General features: G+C 70.0%; 19 protein-coding genes. 11 read left to right on the plus strand and 8 right to left on the minus strand.

Features of this window, described 5'->3' with window-relative positions; all coding sequences use genetic code 11:
* The first annotated feature begins 16 nt into the window (after positions 1–16).
* The 4 genes from AO398_RS08580 to AO398_RS08595 are packed head-to-tail and all read left to right on the plus strand — an operon-like array spanning position 17 to position 2,587.
* Entirely contained in the window at positions 17–526 is a 510-nt protein-coding gene (locus AO398_RS08580) for a sigma-70 family RNA polymerase sigma factor (protein WP_056250474.1), read from the plus strand.
* Positions 523–1,332, plus strand: a complete 810-nt coding sequence (locus AO398_RS08585) for an anti-sigma factor (protein ID WP_058191644.1) — start codon at positions 523–525, stop codon at positions 1,330–1,332. Before AO398_RS08580 ends, AO398_RS08585 begins: the two co-directional genes overlap by 4 nt.
* The gene (locus AO398_RS08590; protein ID WP_058191645.1) at positions 1,329–2,219 is read left to right on the plus strand and encodes a LysR family transcriptional regulator; all 891 of its coding nucleotides are present in this window, start codon (positions 1,329–1,331) and stop codon (positions 2,217–2,219) included. Before AO398_RS08585 ends, AO398_RS08590 begins: the two co-directional genes overlap by 4 nt.
* Positions 2,216–2,587: a DUF202 domain-containing protein gene (locus AO398_RS08595; RefSeq protein ID WP_056250466.1), complete on the plus strand. Its 372-nt coding sequence runs from the start codon at positions 2,216–2,218 to the stop codon at positions 2,585–2,587. The genes AO398_RS08590 and AO398_RS08595 overlap by 4 nt, the downstream gene beginning before the upstream one ends.
* Before the next feature lie 3 nt (positions 2,588–2,590).
* On the opposite strand, the gene AO398_RS08600 is transcribed toward AO398_RS08595, so the two are convergent.
* The 8 genes from AO398_RS08600 to AO398_RS08635 form a co-directional block, all read right to left on the minus strand.
* A complete protein-coding gene (locus AO398_RS08600; RefSeq protein WP_058191646.1) occupies positions 2,591–3,676 on the minus strand; it encodes a molybdopterin-dependent oxidoreductase in 1,086 nt (361 codons plus the stop codon).
* A 78-nt stretch (positions 3,677–3,754) separates the two neighbouring features.
* Positions 3,755–4,738, minus strand: coding sequence for a beta-propeller fold lactonase family protein (locus AO398_RS08605; RefSeq protein ID WP_058191647.1), 984 nt, complete (start codon positions 4,736–4,738; stop codon positions 3,755–3,757).
* A 185-nt stretch (positions 4,739–4,923) separates the two neighbouring features.
* The gene (locus AO398_RS08610) at positions 4,924–5,262 is read right to left on the minus strand and encodes a cytochrome c (protein WP_058191648.1); all 339 of its coding nucleotides are present in this window, start codon (positions 5,260–5,262) and stop codon (positions 4,924–4,926) included.
* Between the two features lie 11 nt (positions 5,263–5,273).
* Positions 5,274–6,497 (minus strand): molybdopterin-dependent oxidoreductase, encoded by a 1,224-nt coding sequence (locus AO398_RS08615; RefSeq protein ID WP_058191649.1) that lies wholly within the window; start codon positions 6,495–6,497, stop codon positions 5,274–5,276.
* A gap of 194 nt (positions 6,498–6,691) precedes the next feature.
* Entirely contained in the window at positions 6,692–7,831 is a 1,140-nt protein-coding gene (locus AO398_RS08620; RefSeq protein WP_058191650.1) for an adenylate/guanylate cyclase domain-containing protein, read from the minus strand.
* A gap of 101 nt (positions 7,832–7,932) precedes the next feature.
* Positions 7,933–9,030, minus strand: a complete 1,098-nt coding sequence (locus tag AO398_RS08625; protein ID WP_058191651.1) for a putative sulfate exporter family transporter — start codon at positions 9,028–9,030, stop codon at positions 7,933–7,935.
* 147 nt (positions 9,031–9,177) lie between these two features.
* Positions 9,178–9,816, minus strand: a complete 639-nt coding sequence (locus tag AO398_RS08630) for a 2,3-bisphosphoglycerate-dependent phosphoglycerate mutase (RefSeq protein ID WP_058191652.1) — start codon at positions 9,814–9,816, stop codon at positions 9,178–9,180.
* Positions 9,817–10,089: 273 nt separating this feature from the next.
* On the minus strand, positions 10,090–10,503 hold the full coding sequence (locus tag AO398_RS08635; RefSeq protein WP_187275989.1) for a helix-turn-helix transcriptional regulator: 414 nt from the start codon (positions 10,501–10,503) through the stop codon (positions 10,090–10,092).
* 23 nt (positions 10,504–10,526) lie between these two features.
* Between AO398_RS08635 and AO398_RS08640 the strand changes: the two genes are divergently transcribed.
* From AO398_RS08640 to AO398_RS08670, 7 genes are all read left to right on the plus strand, one after another.
* On the plus strand, positions 10,527–11,555 hold the full coding sequence (locus AO398_RS08640; protein ID WP_058191654.1) for a DUF6634 family protein: 1,029 nt from the start codon (positions 10,527–10,529) through the stop codon (positions 11,553–11,555).
* A gap of 153 nt (positions 11,556–11,708) precedes the next feature.
* Positions 11,709–12,113, plus strand: a complete 405-nt coding sequence (locus AO398_RS08645; RefSeq protein ID WP_058191655.1) for a hypothetical protein — start codon at positions 11,709–11,711, stop codon at positions 12,111–12,113.
* 62 nt (positions 12,114–12,175) lie between these two features.
* Entirely contained in the window at positions 12,176–12,955 is a 780-nt protein-coding gene (locus AO398_RS08650; RefSeq protein WP_058191656.1) for a metallophosphoesterase, read from the plus strand.
* 46 nt (positions 12,956–13,001) lie between these two features.
* On the plus strand, positions 13,002–13,289 hold the full coding sequence (locus tag AO398_RS08655; protein ID WP_058191657.1) for a hypothetical protein: 288 nt from the start codon (positions 13,002–13,004) through the stop codon (positions 13,287–13,289).
* Between the two features lie 67 nt (positions 13,290–13,356).
* A complete protein-coding gene (locus AO398_RS29330; RefSeq protein WP_244498700.1) occupies positions 13,357–15,138 on the plus strand; it encodes an AAA family ATPase in 1,782 nt (593 codons plus the stop codon).
* 207 nt (positions 15,139–15,345) lie between these two features.
* Complete coding sequence (locus AO398_RS08665) at positions 15,346–16,209, plus strand: metallophosphoesterase (RefSeq protein ID WP_244498701.1); 864 nt, start codon at positions 15,346–15,348, stop codon at positions 16,207–16,209.
* A gap of 53 nt (positions 16,210–16,262) precedes the next feature.
* The gene (locus AO398_RS08670) at positions 16,263–17,069 is read left to right on the plus strand and encodes a 3'-5' exonuclease (RefSeq protein WP_058191659.1); all 807 of its coding nucleotides are present in this window, start codon (positions 16,263–16,265) and stop codon (positions 17,067–17,069) included.
* Positions 17,070–17,194 lie beyond the last annotated feature (125 nt).

Genomic DNA, 17,194 nt, shown 5'->3' on the forward strand with positions numbered 1-17,194 from the left:
TGACCGGGAAACGTCGTTGGACGAGATCGCCGCCCTCATCGAACCGCAGATCCCGGCGTTGCGGCGCTACGCCGTCGCGCTGTTGCGGGACCGCGAGGCGGCCGACGACCTCGTTCAGGACACGCTGGAGCGGGCATTGTCCGCCTGGTCCGGGCGTCGCCGCGACGGCGACTTGCGGGCGTGGCTGTTCACGATCGAGCGCAATCTGTTCCTCGGCGCCGTCCGGCGCCGGGGCCGGCGCGGCGTCGATGTCGGCGCGGAAGCACTGGAGCAGGTGCCCGATCCGGGTATCGACCCGGAAGCCGCGTTGGGAGGCCACGACGTACTCGCCGGGCTCGACACCCTGCCCGAGGAACAGCGCTCGGTGCTGCTGCTCGTCGCGGTGGAGGATCTGTCTTATGCCGAGGCGGCCCAGGTGCTCGGGGTACCGCTCGGCACGGTGATGTCGCGCTTAAGCCGGGCGCGGACACGGATGCGAAGTTTTCTGGAAACTGGCCGGACCGGCCTCTTGAGGAGGGTGAAATGAGCGGGGATCCACGCCCGGTCGGCGAGGACGACCTGCACGGCCTGATCGACGGCCGCCTCGAACCGGAGCGGCAGGCGCTGGTCGAGGCATGGCTCAAAGGAAAACCCGCGCGTGCGGCCGAGGTCTCGGCGGATCGCGCCCTGCGCGAGCGCCTGCGTGCCCGCCTCGCGCCGATCGCCGAGGAGGCGATCCCGGCGCGGCTCCGGGTGGCCAACATTCGCCCGCGACGTCGGTTCGTCGGCGGGGGCTGGTTCCCCATGGCAGCTGCAGCCGTGCTCTGCCTTGCGCTCGGCGGTGCCGGCGGCTGGGTTGGCCATGCCCTGCGCGGCGGACCCGCGACGGCGATGGTGGCGGAGGCACCGGCGACGCAGGACGCGGTCGCGGCCTTTCGCACCTTCGTGGTCGAGGTGGTGCATCCGGTGGAGGTGCGCGCCGACGAGAAGCTCCACCTCGTGACGTGGCTCTCGAAGCGCCTCGGTCACGCGGTCGCGGCCCCCGATCTCGCGGCCCAAGGGTTTCGCCTGATGGGCGGGCGGCTGCTGCCGGCCGGCGCCGAATCCGCAGCGATGCTAATGTACGACGACGACCGCGGAACCCGCCTGTCGCTCTACAGCCGTGTCGGAGACGGCGATGGGCGAACGCTCTTCCGCTTCGCTCGCGAGGGCGATGTCGCCGCCTTCTCCTGGGTCGATGGCGGCATGTCCTACGTCGTCACCGGTCGAACTGATGAGGCCCGGCTGCTCACTGTCGCGCAGGCGGTCGATGCGCAGGTGCGTGGCCTCGCGCCTGATCGTCGGCAGCCGTGACCCTCGACCAGCTCCGCATCTTCGTGGCGGTGGCCGAGCGGCAGCACGTGACGCGGGCTGCCGAGGCGCTGAACCTCGTCCAGTCGGCGGTCAGCACGGCGATCGCCAACATCGAGGGGCGGCACGCGACGAAGCTGTTTCACCGGGTCGGCCGCGGGATCGAGTTGACCGAGGCGGGGCGCGTGTTCCTCGTCGAGGCCCGCGCCGTGCTTGCCCGCGCCGACGCGGCCGAACTGGTGCTCGCCGACCTCAGCGGCCTGCGGCGCGGGACGCTGGCGCTCTACGCCAGCCAGACCATCGCCAGCGACTGGCTGCCTCGCCACCTCGTCGCCTTCCGCCGGGCCTACCCTGAGATCGCTATCCGGTTGGCGGTGGGCAACACCACCGACGCCGCCGACGCGGTGCGCGCCGGGCAGGCCGAACTCGGCTTCGTCGAGGGGGCGCTCGACGACCCGACGCTTGCGAGCACCACCATCGCGCAGGACCAACTGGTCCTCGTGGTCGCCCCTGGCCATGCCTTCGCCGGGGCGACCGACCTCGAACCCGAAAATCTCGCCGGGGCCGACTGGGTGCTGCGCGAGGCGGGATCGGGAACCCGCTCGGCCTTCGAGGCGGCCCTGGGTGCGGCCGGCCTCGCAGCCGCCCAGCTTCGGGTCACGCTCGAACTGCCCTCTAACGAGGCGGTGCGCGCCGCCGTCGAGGCCGGGGGCGGGGCCGCCGTCCTGTCCGAGACCGTGGTCGCCGCAGCGCTTCGGGCCGGAACCCTGGTTCGGGCGGCGTTCGCCCTGCCGAGCCGGCCGTTCCGGGTGCTGCGCCACAAGGAGCGCTACCGCAGCCGGGCCGCCGACGCGTTGCTCGACCTGATCGCGACGGCGGATGCCGGATGAGCGATCCTGCGAAACCCGTGCACCCCGACGATCCCCGGGTGAGGCTCGCCGAGGACCGGACGGTTCTGGCAGCCGAGCGCACCTTCGTGGCGTGGCTTCGCACCGGGCTCGCCTTCCTCGGCGTCGGCCTGGCCGCGCAGCGCTTCCTGCGGGAGGTGCTGGCGGTCTGGCCGCTAAAGGTGCTGTCGCTCACGTTGATCGCCTGCGCGCTTGCCTCGTTCGCCGGCGCCGCATGGCGGGACCGGGCGATTCGGGCGCGTCTCGCCGATGCCGAGATCCCGATGATGCCGCGCATCCTCACCGTCGGGATCGCGGCCTTGCTGATCGCGATCTCGGGCCTTGCGGCCACCGCCCTGCTCTGGGCGTGACTGTTAGGCCACCGTGACCCGTACCCGGTGCCAGGCGGCGCTGAGGTAGCCCTTGTAGTTCCAGGTGTCGTCGGGCGCCGCCGGCTGGGTCTGGCCGGCGGAGTCCCAGGCCCGCACCGCGAGTTCGTGTTCGCCCGCGGTCAGCTCGCGGTCGATCTCCCAGAACGTCCAGGCGTAGGGCGCGTCGGCATCGCGGTCGATCCGGGCCTGTGCCCAGCTGCGACCGCCATCCGTCGAGACGTCGACGCGGGCGACCGCGCGGTCGCTGGCGATGGCGTAGCCGCGGATCGCGTGCCGGCCGGCCTTCAACGCTGCGCCGCGGGCGGGCTCGCAGATCGCGCTGTTGAGCGGCATCGCCTCGATGGTGATGCCGTGGGCCGGGTCGGCGGTCTCGGCCGTCACGTCGGGCGGGAATAGCTTGTAGTCGTCGGCCTGCATCGGATTGTCGGAGGGCTGGTCCTGCACCGTGATGCGGGCGAGCCATTTCGGGCTGCGGATGCCGGCAAATCCTGGAACGACCACACGTAGGGGATGGCCGTGCTCGGGGGCGAGAGGCTCGCCGTTCATCGAGAAGGCGAGCAGCGTCTCGGGGGCCAGTGCCTTGGCGAGTAGGATCGAGGCGCCGAAGCGCGTGTCCGTGTCCGCGATCCGGTCGTGGCTCTCGAAGGCGACGTGGCGCGTACCGCCCGCATCGATCCCGGCGGCGTGCAGGACGTCGGCGAGCCGCACCCCGGTCCATTCCGCGTTGCCGATGGCGCCGGGCGCCCACGGGTCGCCGGAGACCGGGGCCACAGCCAGCATGTCGGCCCGGCGGTTGCCGGCGCATTGCATCACCGCCGTGACGGTGACGTGCGCGAAGCGTGCCTTCAGATCGGCGACGGACAATTCGAGGGGCGTCGCGACCATCCCGTCGACAGTCAGGCGGTAGCCGTCGTCGCCGAGGTCCGGGATGTCGCCGTGGCTGCGGACGTAGAAGTCGGCCTGGTCGGTGAGGAAGGCCGCCCGCAGGCGATCGAGCGGCGGCTCGGCATTGTAGGGCGCCTCGCCGTGGACGATGAGGCGGTCCTTGCGCTGGAACAGGCCGAGCATGGGGTTTTTGTCCTGCGTTCGTGACGTGTCGACGACGAGAACGCGCCGGGGGCGATAAGGCCCCCGACGCGCGTCGCTTCACGGCTTCATCGTCGAGACGACTACGTTCTTCGCCCGGTCCACCACGGCGACGCTGAGGTCGCGGTTGAGGACGTAGGCGTGGGCGTTGTCGGCCGAGAACGCGATCGCCTGGCGCGGCTCGTTCAGGCCGGTCACCGTGGCGACGACCTTGAGGGTGCCGGTGTCGATCACCGAGAGCGAGTTGTCCTTCAGGTTGCCCGAATAGACGAAGCGCCCGTCCGGGGTCAGCGCGGCGCCGTAGGGGTCCTTGCCCACTGCCACCTCGGAGGTGACCTTACGGGCGGCGACATCGACCACGCCGATGGTGTTACGGCCGCTGTTGGCGGCAAACAGCGTCTTACCGTCCTTGGTGATCGAGATGGCGCGCAGCTTGTCGAACCCGGCGATCTCGCCGGTGATCTTGTTGGTGGCGGTATCGACCAACGTGATCTTGTCGCCGAGGAAGTTCGTCACGAACACGGTCTTGCCGTCCGGCGACAGCTTCACGCCCTGGCGCGGCTGCGCGAAGCCGGGGATCACGGCCTCGGCGAGCATGGTCTTGGTGTCGAACACGGTCAGCGTGCTCGCGGCCTCGTTGTTGACGTAGAGCTTGGTCCCGTCGGCCGAGAGCACCGTGCCGAACGCGCCGGGGCCCGCGGCGAGAACGCCGGCCTCCTTGCCGGTGGCGGTCTCGTAGACCGTGATCCGGCCGGTGCCGCTGTCGGAGATGTAGAAGCGGGCGCCGTCCGGTGCGAACACGATGTTGCGCGGCGTGACGAAGCCGTCGAGGCGGCGCAGCACGGTGCCCTTGGCGACGTCGTAGACGACGACGGCGCTCTCCTCGCTGTTCGACACAGCGGCGACAGTCCCGGCGGCGTTCAGCGCCAGGGCGTTGTTCTTGATCGCGCCGTCGAAGCCGGCGGCGAACCCGGGCTGGCCCTGGGCGAGGAGCAAGGCGGCTCCGGCGAGGAGGGTGCGGAGGCTGGTGCGGATATGGTTCATGAAGCGGGTCTCTCGGGCATGCGCACTCGTTCGGCGGCCAAAGGCCGGCCGCGAGGGCTGGTTCGAAATCGGAAATCCGTGGTGCAAGGCCGGGCCGGCCGTGCATCGCCCTGAGGAGATGCCGGAAGGCTCGGTCTATTCCCCGAGGCCGGCGAAATAGCGCGGCGGCCTCGGGATTCGGGGGTTCAGGGCGTCGGCTTCAACGCCGTGAGGTAATCGACGATGGTCTGCACGTCGGCCGGATCGACGGGCGCCTTGTAGACGTGAACCATCTTGTTCACGGTCTCGGTCCACTGCGCCTTCGTGAGCTTGGGCTGGGTCAGCACCATCCCGGCCGAGTGGCAGGCGAGGCAGTTGTTGTTGACCGCCTCGGCCCCCGGCCCGTCCGGGAAGATCCGGTCGGAAGTCGGGAATTCGATCGATTGCGAGCTGAAGCGCATCGGCTCGGGAGCCGAAGCGGCGAGCGCCACCGGGGGAGACAGTATGAGGGCGGCGATGAGGGCCGCAGGGCGGATCGGGTTCATGGCTGTTCTCCTCAAGCGGCCTGGAATGACACGGCCTCGATGCCGTTCTGCATGAAGCCGGCGCCGTTCCAGACCCGGTCCATGGGCTGCGCGACGCCGTTGGTGTTGGTGCAGCGGACCCGGACCGTGTGGGTGCCGGAGGCCAGCGCCGGTAGGCTGCCCTCGAAGCGGCGGAAGCTGTAGGGGCCCTCGTCCGCGCCGAGCTGCGCCGGGAACCACGTCGCCCCGCCGTCGCCGGAGAACTCGACCGCCTTCACCCCGCAATCGCCGCCGAAGGCGATGCCGCGCAACGCCACCGGCGTTCCGGCCGCCACCTTGGCGCCGTCCTGCAGGTTGGTTACGAACGAGCGCGGCACCATCCTGTTGATCGGCACCGTCTTGAAGCCGGTCTGACCGGGCTTGATGTTAGCGCCCGGCACGTCAGGAATGCGGTAAGCGGTCTTCATCCAATATTGGTCGTCGGGCTTGTCCAACACCTCGATGTCGGACAGCATCTTGACCCAGTAGGTCGAGTACCAGCCCGGCACCACGAGCCGGAGCGGGAAACCGTTGAGCAGCGGCAGTTGCTCGCCGTTCATCGCGTAGGCGATCATCACCTCGCCATTGTTGGCGTGGTCGAGATCGAGCGACTTCTTGAAGTCCGGCGCGTCGTCGACCACGGGCTCGTCGAGGCCGCTGAAGCGCACCTGCAAGGCACCGGCCTTCACCCCGGCCTTTTCGAGCACGTCCTTGAGGCGCACGCCGGTCCAGCGGGCGTTGCCCATCGAGCCGTTGGCCCATTGCGCGCCGGGCACACGCGGCTCGAACAGCCCGCGTGAATTGCCCGAGCACTGGTTCACCGCGGCGATCTCGAAGCGGGGCAGGCCGGCGATGGCGTCGAGCGAGAGCGAGAGTTCCTTCTCGACATGACCGTGGACCTTGAGCCGGAAGGTGCCGGCATCGACCTCGGTCGGGATCGAGGCCCAGTGCCAGCGCACGTAGAAGCGGTCGTTGGGGGTGAACACGCCCTCGTCGAATACCGAGAACGGCGTCTCCAGCAGCGGCGGATGGGTGCGTTGAAGGATCATCTCGCCCTTGCCCGGAAAGGCCGTGGTCAGCGTCCGCTCGTCTGGGCCGCCAGGCAGCGGAAGCTTCACCGAGCCCGCCGCCCAGGCCGGTATGGCGGCGCCGAGGCTGCCGAGCCCTAGGCCACCCAGGACGAGGCGGCGGTTCATCGGTCTGTCCAGTCCGTGCATGGTCTCTCCCCTAAGAATGTCGGTGTCGATGCGTTCGAAGGCATCGGACCCGTCGCGATCCCTCGCGACCAGGGAGATGCTACGGGATGCGGTTTATTCCCACCAACGGTCTTTCGCGATACGAATGATCTCCAAACGCGATGATTTGAGAAGTTTCAATCTCCGATGGGACGATCAAGGACGCCGTCTTGGCGTCACGCCGCCGGCGCGCCGACGGGCGCGGTCCTGCGAAGCCCGAACAGGGCGTGACGCTCTGAAAAACCGCGCAGGGCGACGGTGCCGAGAGGTTCGAGGGCATGCGCCAATCCGTCGATGAAAGTGTCGGTGGCGATCAGCGGCGTGTCGTAGGTCTTGCACAGGCGCTCGACGCGAGCGAGCACGTTGAGATCGCGGCCGATCGCCGTGAAGTCGACCCGGTCGCCGCCGCCGATATTGCCGTAGGCGACCTCGCCGACATGAAGTGCGACGCCGACCTCGAAGGCAGCTGTGTCACCGTCGCGCAGGGTCGCAAGCGCAGCGAGTGCGGCCTCGGCGGCACGCAAGGCGGCACGGCGCGCCGCGGCCTCGTCGCGATCGGCATCGAACACGGCCAGTAGCCCGTCGCCGATATACTTCAGCACCTCGCCGCCTTCCGCCTCGATGGCTGGCACGATGGCATCGAACATCCGGTTGAGGGCGGCCACGACACGGTCGGGGCTCTGCCGGTCGGACAGTTCACCGAACCCGCGCAAGTCAGTCAGCATCATCGCGGCCCGCATCAGACGTACATCGCCGCGCCGCACTGTGCCGGCCAGGATTTGCCGTGCCGGGTCGCGCCCGACATAGGCGCTCAGCACCGCGCCGAGCATGTCGTCGAGCGCTTTGATCTCGAACAGCAGCGAGAACGGCTCGACCAGCGCCAGCAACGTGTCGATCTCGATCAGCGTGAAGCCGCCCGGTCTCGCCGTGGCCCAGGAGGCGGCGCCCATGCGTCCACGCGCGGCGCGCAGCGGCACGATGAGGTAGTCGGTCAGACCCTCGTCGCGAAGCTCGCCGAGCACGGGAAACGGCAGCGGCCCATCCCCGTCGAGACGGTATCGGAACGGGGTACGGGTCTCGACCACGTGCTCGACGGTGTTGCCGTGAAAGGTCGGCGTGCCCTCGATGCCGTGGCGGCGACGCAGGGCTAGGCTCGACGCTCCTGGATGCCAGACGCGCATCACCCACCGGAACGACGGATGCAGGGTCGGCGCGTGGGTGGTGGCGCGGGCCAGTGGCAGGCCGAGCCCCGAGAGGCACGCGCTGAACCCGTCGAGAAGGGCTGCCGCGTCCGCCGCTTCGCGACCCGGCCCCATCAACCATCCCGTCGCCTGCGCAACCGCCTCGGACGAAGATTGGGACGAACGTGTCACGGCAGTTCTTTCATCAAGAATTCGGATCGATGCCATAGCGCGGATCAGACGAGGCCGAGCACGTGGATCAGGCCGAGGCTGACGGCGCCCAGCGCAAGGAGCGAGGCGACCACCGCGAGGGTCACCCGCGCGCCGGCCTTGGCGACGCTGCGCACGTCGACCCCGAGGCCGAGCGCCGCCATCGAGACCACGGTCAGCACGTTGGCGGTCTCCGACATCGGCGCGAGCGCAACCTGCGGGACCAGCCCGGCCGAGCGAAGGCCCGCGAGCGCAAGGAAGGCGAGGATGAACCACGGCACCAGGCGGTGGATCGCGAGGCCGCCGCGGGCCGGGCGGTCGCCGGCGGTGACGCCGGGGGCGGCCTCGTCGGTCTCCTCGCGCAGCCGGCTTGCGCCGAGCGAAAGCACCAGGACGACCGGGCCTAGCATCAGCACCCGGACGAGCTTCACCAGGGTTCCGACCTGGACGCTGAGCGCCGCGACCGGCGCAGTGGCGGCGAGGACCTGTGGCACGGCGTAGACGGTGAGGCCGGCAAGCACGCCGTACTGCATCGGCGACAGACCGAGCAGCGGCACCAGCAGCGGCAGGCCGAGCACCACCAGCACGCCCAGCACCGCGGTGAAGGCGATGGAGGCGGCGACGTCCTCGCCGTCGGCGCCGATCACCGGTGCCGTGGCGGCGATCGCCGAGTTGCCGCAGATCGAGTTTCCGCATGCGACGAGGATCGCCATGCGCGGATGCAGCCCGAGCGCTCGGCCGATGCCGTAGCTCGACAGGATCGCGGCCACGACGACGCCCGCGATGCCGAAGAGCAGGCCCGGTCCGGCGGCGAGGATCGTCGCGAGGCTGAGCGACGCGCCGAGTAGTACGACCGCGATCTCCAGCACGGTCTTGGCCCCGAAGGCGATGCCGGGAAAGAAACGCTGCGACGGGGTCCAAATCGTGCGGATCGCGCTGCCGAGCAGGATCGCCAGCACCAGGGCTTCGAGCCAGGCACGACCGAACAGATGCGTCTGGGCGGCTTCGAAGCCGATCGCTGCGGCGGTGACCGCCACGCAGAGGCCCAGTCCCGGAAGGATGGCTCTCGTGCCGGCCAAGGCACGCGTCGAACGAGAGTGGGAGAAAAGTCTTGGCGCGGACATGGATGGCTCCGATGTGATGCCGGAGGATCCCAGGTCCCGTTCATTCACTCCAGCGGAATGATTAGATGCTTTTCATCACTGAAATAGATGAGATGAGGACCCCCTCAGAGTTTGCGGAGACGCATTGTGGGGGGGCGACAGGCGGATTCACCCGTCGATCCAGCTGGCCGTGATCGTCGTGTCCGCAGCAAGCTCATAGATCCTGACGGAGCCCGTCGCGAGTTCGAGGTGCTCGACCTCCGCGGGGCTCAGGTCTTCAAGCGCCATGACAAGCGCCCGCAGGCAATTGCCGTGGGCGACGACGAGCACGTCCCCGCACATGACCGCCGGCAGGATGGTTCGGAGGTAGCATGGCACGATGCGGGCGACGGTATCGCGCAGGCTCTCACCGTTCGGCGGCGCCTCGGCGTAGGAGCGGCGCCAGGTCTCGATCCGCTCCGCCCCCCAGCGCGCATCGGCGGCAATCTTGTCGAGCCCGCTGAGGTCGCCGTAGTCTCGCTCGTCGAGCGCGGCGAAGCTTTGGGGGACCGATCCGGGTTGCCCGAGCGCATCGAGGATAAGCCGGCCGCTCACGACGGCCCGCGTCAGCGTCGAGGTGAAGGCAGCGGAAAAGCGCCAGTTGCACTCTGCCAAACGCCGGCCGGCTGCCTCGGCTTCCCTCCGGCCCTGCTCGGTCAAGGGCGAGTCCAGCAATCCCGTGAACAGGCCGGATCGGTTGGCTACGCTCTGGCCATGCCGGACCAGCACGAGATGTCGCGTGACCGGGGCTTTGCAATCGTGAATCACGCTGTCTCCCGAGGCAGAGCACTTTCGTGCCGGTCGCATCGCCTCTGATGATGTCGGCATCCGACTTTAACGAACTTCGACCATTCGATGGGTTGGACCGTCCATCCGGAGACTGCGGGTCATCCTAGGTCCGCTTATGAACGTCTTGCGACTGAAAGCAGCCAAGCTGCTTCCCATCCTTCTCTGACGGTCAGGAATGGGTACCAAGCGTCAGATTTCCACCACTAGCTTCGAGCGGCCGGATGGATGACCCGCGACCCGGCCGGGTTGATATCAGGTGCCGTCCACCGCGCATGGCCTGCCGACGTAGACACCGACGGCCCCGCCGAGCACGCAGAAGCGCGCTCCCTGCGCCTCCAAGGTCTCGCGCAACGCCCGAAGGATACGACCGCCCGGTTCCGTCTTCATGTTCTCGAAGTCGTTGATGGTCTTGCGACTGACCTGCGCCGATGTCGCCAGGTCTTGCTGCGTCAGCCCGAGCATCTCTCGCGCCGCCTGGCAGGCCCCGCCCGGAAACACCGCGCCGGCCGCCAGTTCGTTAACCAAGAGATCCGAAAGCTCCATCGGCGGCTTGCTATGCTGATGATAAAATTTTATACCTGTGGCATAATTCCATTTCCTTGATCGGAACCGCCCTGCCGTCGTCGCCGGATCCAAGTCCGCCGCGCCGTCGAGGCTCCGTTCCATCCTCGCGGAATGGGATCGCTCCATTGCTCTTCACCTTTCACGGACTGGACGGTCGCGCGGCCGCGACACACGCTGCCCTGACCACGGGTTTCGCCCTCGCCATTTCCGGGCGACCCGCCATTGTCCTGCGGATCGCCGGTCCGAACGACGGCGTCGCGCGGCTCCCCCGGACGATGCCAGAGGGCCTGACCTTCGTCGAGAGGACCGCTTCGGCGCACGGTTTCTCGGCCGACGACCTCGGGGACATGCTGGGCGATGGCGATCCGCAGGCCTGCGACGTCGTCCTCGACCTGCCGCTCCACCTCGTCAACGATTCGGACCTGTCGGCGCTGGCGGACCTCTCGATCCTCGTCGTCGGACCGGGCGCGCTCGAAGAGCGGCTTGCCGCCTCCGCAATCGACCGGCTCAACTACGAAGGGCTCCGGCAGCCCTTCTGGCTGCTCGGATGCGGCCGTTCCGGCGGCGGTCCGGATGCGAAGCGCTTCGAACGGTCGATGCGTTCGCTCCTCGGCTGCAAGGCCCACGACCCGTCCGTGCGCTGCTCGTTCCTGCCCGTCACGCTGGCTGCGCCCTCGCGGTCCGAGGCCGACGCGCTCGCGGACGGGTGCCCGCAGCCCAAGACCGTGCGTCAAGGCGTCCTGCTCCTCGCCGCGGTCGAGGTCGCCGCCTCGGAGCGACACGCGGCGCGGCTCGACCAGGACGCGTTCGTCGAGGCGCTCGGCCTCGGCGAACGCACCCTCGTCTCCGCCGATCAAAGGCGGCTCTCCGAACGGCTGCGGGATCTGGCCGACGATCTGGAGACCTTGGAGGAAGGAGGTCCGTCTCCGGAAGATCTCGACGACGCGCCGGTCATGCGCGGATGGTCGTTCCAGGTCGGCCGCACCCGGGTGATCGCCGGTCATGTCGTCGATCACCCGACCATCCCGTCGGGCCGGGCGGCGCTGACGTCCGACGTCTACGCCACCGACGGCAGGACCTGGGCGCGCACCCTTTCTAGACTGTACAAATTGGACTCCCCCGCCGTCGCGATGCGACCCGCGGGCCTGCAGTAGCCCGGCACCACGCCGCAAACCTTCCCATCACCTCCGGAGATACCGAGCATGAGCCGTGAAAGGCTTGGGCGTGACCGTGCATGTCCACCGTCGAGAACCGACCCACCCCGCGCCGACCGGGACCCGGCGCGACACACGGCTGCAACGCCCCTGTTGCGCCTCTGGGGGGTCGTCGCACCCCGCGCCCTCGGCCCCGCCACGGCGCGGTCCCTGCGCCTGGTCCTCGGCGGCATCGAACCGCCCTTCGGGCGCCGGCACTGGGACGCCGTGATGCGTGGGGACCCCGCAGCGATGGCGCGGGTCTCCATCACCGCCCTGCGCGTGGGTGGCCCGGCAGGTGCCGGTGCGGACGCGGTCGCCAGCGCCCTGCTGATGCGGGCCCTGGCGGGTGACCGAACCGCCCCGGCGATCCTGGCCGGCGCGCTGCGGAAGCTCGCGCGTCTCCGCCCGGACGACACCCATCTCCCCGTGCTCGCGGAGCAGTGGACGGCGTGGTCGCCCCGCGTTCCCGGGCCGAACCCCTACGACCCGGGTCGCCATCGCGAAGCCCACGCCTGAGCCATCCGCCCGTCGCGACCGCGCGGCCGCCGATACGGGAACTTCCGCACGAGGATCGAACCATGCGCATCTGGATCCTGTCTGATCTGCACCTCGACATCGGGCGGAAGCCCTGGAGCCCTCCCGACATCCCCGATGCGGACGTGGCCGTGATCGCCGGGGACGTGTGCCAAGGCCTTCCCGAGGCGATCGGGTGGGCCGCGCGCACCATCGGGCCGCACATGCCGGTCGTGATGACCGCGGGCAACCACGAGTTCTACAATCGGGTCCACGACATCGAGCTCGCCCGTGGACGCGAGGCCGCCGCGGCCGCCGGCGTCCACTTCCTCGAAGACGGGGTCATCGAGCTCAATGGCGTGCACTTTTGCGGTTCCACCCTGTGGACCGACTATGCCCTCGACGGCGTCGGCCGCCGCGCGGTCGCGATGGAGGCGGCGCGCCGAGGCCTCAACGACCATCGCCGCATCACCGCGACGTTGCATCCCGAGTGGCGTCGCTTCCGTCCGGAGGAGGCGCTCTCGATTCACCGGGCGTCGCGGCGTTTCCTCGACGGCGCGCTCGATGGAGATGCGAACGGTTCGCCGCACGTCGTGGTCACGCATCACGGTCCCGCTCCCGCGTCCGTCCACCCGGCCTTCGAAGGTGATCCGTTGAACCCGGCCTTCGTCTCCGACCTCCGCGAGCTGATCGAGGCGCGGCGTCCGGCGCTCTGGGTCCACGGGCACGTCCATGCCAACCGCGATCACACGGTCGGCACGACCCGGATCGTGTGCAACCCGCACGGCTACCCCTCCGAGAATCCGGGCTTTCGCGACGATCTCGTGATCGAGGTCGGGTCCTGAGGCGGCCCGCCCTCCGGAGCATGGCCGATAAGCCGGGGGCGAAGCGATGACGGCCTACCTGCCCGACGACCTCCCCGAGCGAATCGCCGCCCTGCGCATCCTGGTCTCGCGCCTCGAACGCGTGGCGGCCGGCGCCTCGCCGATCGCGAGGGAGCTGGCATGGGCGCCCCGGCTGGAGGGGTGGGAGGCGGCGTCCCTGCCTTCGCCGGCCGTCCTCGGCGCGGTCGACGGTCGGGCCGTCATCACCGGCAGGATGTGGGCGCTCGATCCGCGGCTGGCATGGGCACTGACCGAGGAAGGCTGGGTGCGGCTGGGGAGCCGCGCCGATCCCTGAAGGCCGAGCGGCCGGGCACGCCCGACGCGACCGCGAACATCCGAGAGACGATTGGAGGCACCTGCCCTTGAGCGCACCCACCGTTCCGCCGAAACTCGCCCGCCGCATCGTCCTGCGTCACCTGCCGCGCCTCCTGCGGGCCGGGTTGGACGAGGACGGGATCTTCGGCCGCGTCCCGGTCGCGCTGGCGCTGGACGCCGGCGCGCTCGATGCCGGCCTCGGCGGAGCCTTGGCCCATTGGGCCGAGCAGGGTCCGATCCAGAATTGGCCGGACCATCCGGCCCCGGACGACGAGGAAGCCGGTGCACCCCGGGGTCCCCGGGCGATCCTCGGCCGCTTCCTCCGTCGGACGCGTCGCCGGTCCCTCGCGCCGGCCCCCGGGGGCCGCCAGCCGGACGTGAGCGCCGAGGTCGTCGCGCTCCTCGACCGTTTCTCGGCCGGGAACGACTGCATGGCCGCGCGCGAGATCGCCGATGCGGTCCTGATCCTGTCCACGCCCCCGACGAACCGGACCGTCGCCACCCGTCTCGCGGCGGCGGCATGGCGCGACCTGGAGCGCGTCGACGAGACCGCCGACATCCTGCGCGTCATGGATCTCGCCGCCGCGTTCGACGACGACGACGACGACTTCGTGCAGGCCGATGCCGGTCGCCTGCCCGCCGCCTCGGACGGGGAAGCGGCGGATGCGCTCCGTCGGGCCTGGCACGAGGCGGTGGACGCGGCCATGGTAGAGGTTCGCGTCCAGGTCAACGCGCTGGCGCTCGGCCTTTCCGCCATCGCCGTCGGCGAGGCGCCCCGCCATCACGGGAACGAGCGCATCGGGGGCGTCGCGCTGCGGTTCGGCGAGGACGCGCTCCAGCCCGTCGAGCGTCGCGCGCGCGCCGCCGAGCGCAAGCGCCTGGATCGCGAGGCGACCGTCAGGTCGAGCCGGCTCGATGCCCTCAAGGGCAAGGAAGCGGAGCCCGACGAGGACGTCGGCGTGCCCGACGGCCACGTCCTGGTCTGCCGCGCCCTCGGCACCACCGGCAGCGGAAAGGGCAAGGACGTCACCAAGGGCTACGAGAAGGCCATCGGACGCCCGCTGCCGCTGGTCCGGACCCCCAACCTCGCCGTCGTGAGGAAGGCGCTCCTGGCCGAATTCCCCCAGGCCGGCGATGCCATCGATTTCATCCTGCGCGACCTCGTCGGCCGGACCTACGTCCGCCTCGCCCCCCTGCTGATCCTCGGTCCGCCCGGGAGCGGGAAGTCGCGGTTCGCCAGGAGGCTGGGCGAGACGCTCGGGATCGGCATCCTACGGGTCGACGGCTCGAACGACGGTGGGGCGAGCTTCGGAGGAACGGAGCGGCGGTGGTACTCGTCGGAGCCGTGCCGGCCGTTCATGGCGGTGAACCGGTTCCTCCAGGCGAACCCGTTCGTGCTCGTCGACGAGGTCGACAAGGCGCCGACGCGCAGCGACTACGGACGCCTTTGGGACGGAATAATTTCCTTCCTCGAACCCGAGACGGCCGTCCGGTTCCCGGATCCGTGCGTCCAGGCCGAACTCGACCTATCGTGGGTGTCGGTCGTCGCCACCGCCAACGTGGACTGGACGCTGCCCGCGCCCCTTCTCGACCGGCTGCGCGTGGTCGATTTCGCGATGCCGCGGGCCAGTCACCTCGAAGGCCTCCTGCCGGCGCTCCTCGACCAGGTCGCCGCCGAGCGCGGCCTGGATCCCCGGTGGTTCCCGCCGCTGGATGCCGTCGAGACCATGGCCCTTCGCCGGTCGTGGCGGGGCGGCTCCGTGCGCCGCCTGCGCCGGATGCTGGACGGCGTCCTGCGGGTCAGGGCCGGCGCCCGCCTCCATCACTGAGCCCGCTCCCTTGGCCGAAGGCCGAGCCCGATGTCCGTAACCGAAACCGTTTCGAGGGGACGCATGCCGCAGCGACGCGAGAGCGATGACCATGTCCTGCCCCGGGTCTTCCGGGAAGGGCCGCCGGCCTGGAAGAGTCGACGTCGCCCCGACCCCACGTCGGTCGCGAACGCCCGCTTCCCTGCCTCGGTCGGTGCGGCCGGGGGCATGCGGCTATGGATCCTCTCGGACCTCGCGGTCGGCCGGGACGACGACGGCTTCGTCCTTCCGGACCCGCTCCCGCGCTTCGACGCGATGCTGGTCGCCGGCAACGTCGCCGACGACCTCGCCGCATCGCTCGAATGGCTCGCCGCGGCGCTCCACGACCGGCTGAGGGGCCGCCCCGTAATCCTGGTCCCGGGGACCCGCGACTATCGGAGCGAGCTTCCCCCTTCGGAGACCCTGCGGCGCGCCCGGGAAAAGGGAAGCGGCCTCGGCATCGTGGTCCTCGCGGACGAGGCGATCCGGTTGCCCGACGGACGGGGTGCCGCGGTCCACGTGATCGGGGCCACCTTGTGGACGGATTGGTCGTTGAACGGCGCGGTCCATGCCCAGGCGGCGCGCGGATACGCGCGCCATGGCTGGACCGGCGCCTGCGGCCTCCTGGCCGAGGACGGCCGGCCCTGGGGACCGCACGACGCGGCCGGCGCTCATGCCCGATCCCGCGCCTTCATCGAGGATGCGCTCGGCAACGCCGTGTGCCAGCGCCTCGGCTTCGGCACGTCGCCCACGGCCCTGGTGAGCGGGGTCGGACCCGGCGACCGCGTGGTAGTCATGACGCACCACGCCCCGTCCCCGTTCTCGCTGCCTCCCGATTGGGAGGGGTGGTACGGCGATCCCTGGCTGGCGGCTTCCTACGCCACCGACCTGGAGGACGTCATGGACGCCTGGGGCGCACCGGCCCTCTGGGTCCATGGCTGTGTCCCCGCCGCCGTCGACTTCCGCCTCGGGAAGACCCGCGTCGTCGCCAATCCGCGGCCACGCGACGATCGCGGCAAAGCCTTCGATCCAACCCTCGTCGTCGAGGTCTGACGCCGGGGCCGCCCCCTTGACCACGTTCCCTCACGCTGAAGCACGGTGATTCGATGCGCCATGAGACCATGCTCTGCCTCGACGTCGAGACGATCCCGGATCCCGATCTCATCCCCGCGGACTGGCCGCCCGAGAAGTTCGTCCCGAAGGCGATCTGGCACAAGGTCGTCGCGGTATCCTTCGTCGAGGCGTCGATCCTGCCGGGTTCGGCCGGCGGGGAACGCTACGAGGTCCGCTGCTGCCGCAGCGGCGGCGAGGCAGGCTGGGACGAACGCCGCCTTCTCCAGGCCTTCTGGGCGTACTTCGCGTCCCTGCGTCCGAGGGTCGTGAGCTGGAACGGGCGCAGTTTCGATCTGCCGGTCCTGCGCCTGCGCGCGATGATGTACGGCATCGCCGCCGACGCTTGGTTCACCGCGGGCGACCGCTGGAACGGCTACGTCTACCGGTACGCCGCCGACTGGCACTGCGACCTGATGGAGCAGATCTCGGACCATGGCGCCGCGACGAAGCTCGGCATGCAGGACGTCGCGGTCGCCATGGGCCTGCCCGGCAAGCTCGGCGGACACGGCTCGGAGGTGGCCGCGATGGTCCAGCGCGGCGAGTTGGGCGCCGTCCGCGCGTACTGTGAAATCGACGTCGTCAATCTTTTCGCCCTTTACGTCCGCTGGGCGCTGCTGACCGGCAAGACGGACGCCGCTGGCCACAACGCGTCGATGGACAGCCTCGCGGCCTGCCTCGAAGCCGGACGCGCCGAGCGTCGGCACTTCGGCGAGTTCCTCGATCTCTGGCGGCGCTCTGGACGCCCGATGCCGTCGACGGTGCCGGTCGCCCGGTGCAGGACCGAGGCGGCCGTCGCTTAGGCGCCCTGGCCGGCCTTCGCTCGTACGGATGGCGGCCGTTGGAAGATCCAACCCGAGGCTTGGTTCCCCCGGGGACCCTGTTTCGACCACGGCCACACCGTCCGCCTCCGCCGTCGGGTCCCTTC

The sequence above is a fragment of the Methylobacterium sp. GXS13 genome, from assembly GCF_001455965.1.
Taxonomy (GTDB): Bacteria; Pseudomonadota; Alphaproteobacteria; order Rhizobiales; family Beijerinckiaceae; genus Methylobacterium.

Coding starts and splice junctions, on each gene's coding strand:
- AO398_RS08655 (WP_058191657.1), top strand. CDS start 13,002: ATGACGGCCTACCTGCCCGACGACCTCCCCGAGCGAATCGCCGCCCTG.
- AO398_RS08625 (WP_058191651.1), bottom strand. CDS start 9,030: ATGTCCGCGCCAAGACTTTTCTCCCACTCTCGTTCGACGCGTGCCTTG.
- AO398_RS08665 (WP_244498701.1), top strand. CDS start 15,346: ATGCGGCTATGGATCCTCTCGGACCTCGCGGTCGGCCGGGACGACGAC.
- AO398_RS08585 (WP_058191644.1), top strand. CDS start 523: ATGAGCGGGGATCCACGCCCGGTCGGCGAGGACGACCTGCACGGCCTG.
- AO398_RS08610 (WP_058191648.1), bottom strand. CDS start 5,262: ATGAACCCGATCCGCCCTGCGGCCCTCATCGCCGCCCTCATACTGTCT.
- AO398_RS08650 (WP_058191656.1), top strand. CDS start 12,176: ATGCGCATCTGGATCCTGTCTGATCTGCACCTCGACATCGGGCGGAAG.
- AO398_RS08635 (WP_187275989.1), bottom strand. CDS start 10,503: ATGGAACGGAGCCTCGACGGCGCGGCGGACTTGGATCCGGCGACGACG.
- AO398_RS08670 (WP_058191659.1), top strand. CDS start 16,263: ATGCGCCATGAGACCATGCTCTGCCTCGACGTCGAGACGATCCCGGAT.
- AO398_RS08595 (WP_056250466.1), top strand. CDS start 2,216: ATGAGCGATCCTGCGAAACCCGTGCACCCCGACGATCCCCGGGTGAGG.
- AO398_RS08605 (WP_058191647.1), bottom strand. CDS start 4,738: ATGAACCATATCCGCACCAGCCTCCGCACCCTCCTCGCCGGAGCCGCC.
- AO398_RS08620 (WP_058191650.1), bottom strand. CDS start 7,831: ATGGGGCCGGGTCGCGAAGCGGCGGACGCGGCAGCCCTTCTCGACGGG.
- AO398_RS08600 (WP_058191646.1), bottom strand. CDS start 3,676: ATGCTCGGCCTGTTCCAGCGCAAGGACCGCCTCATCGTCCACGGCGAG.
- AO398_RS08615 (WP_058191649.1), bottom strand. CDS start 6,497: ATGCACGGACTGGACAGACCGATGAACCGCCGCCTCGTCCTGGGTGGC.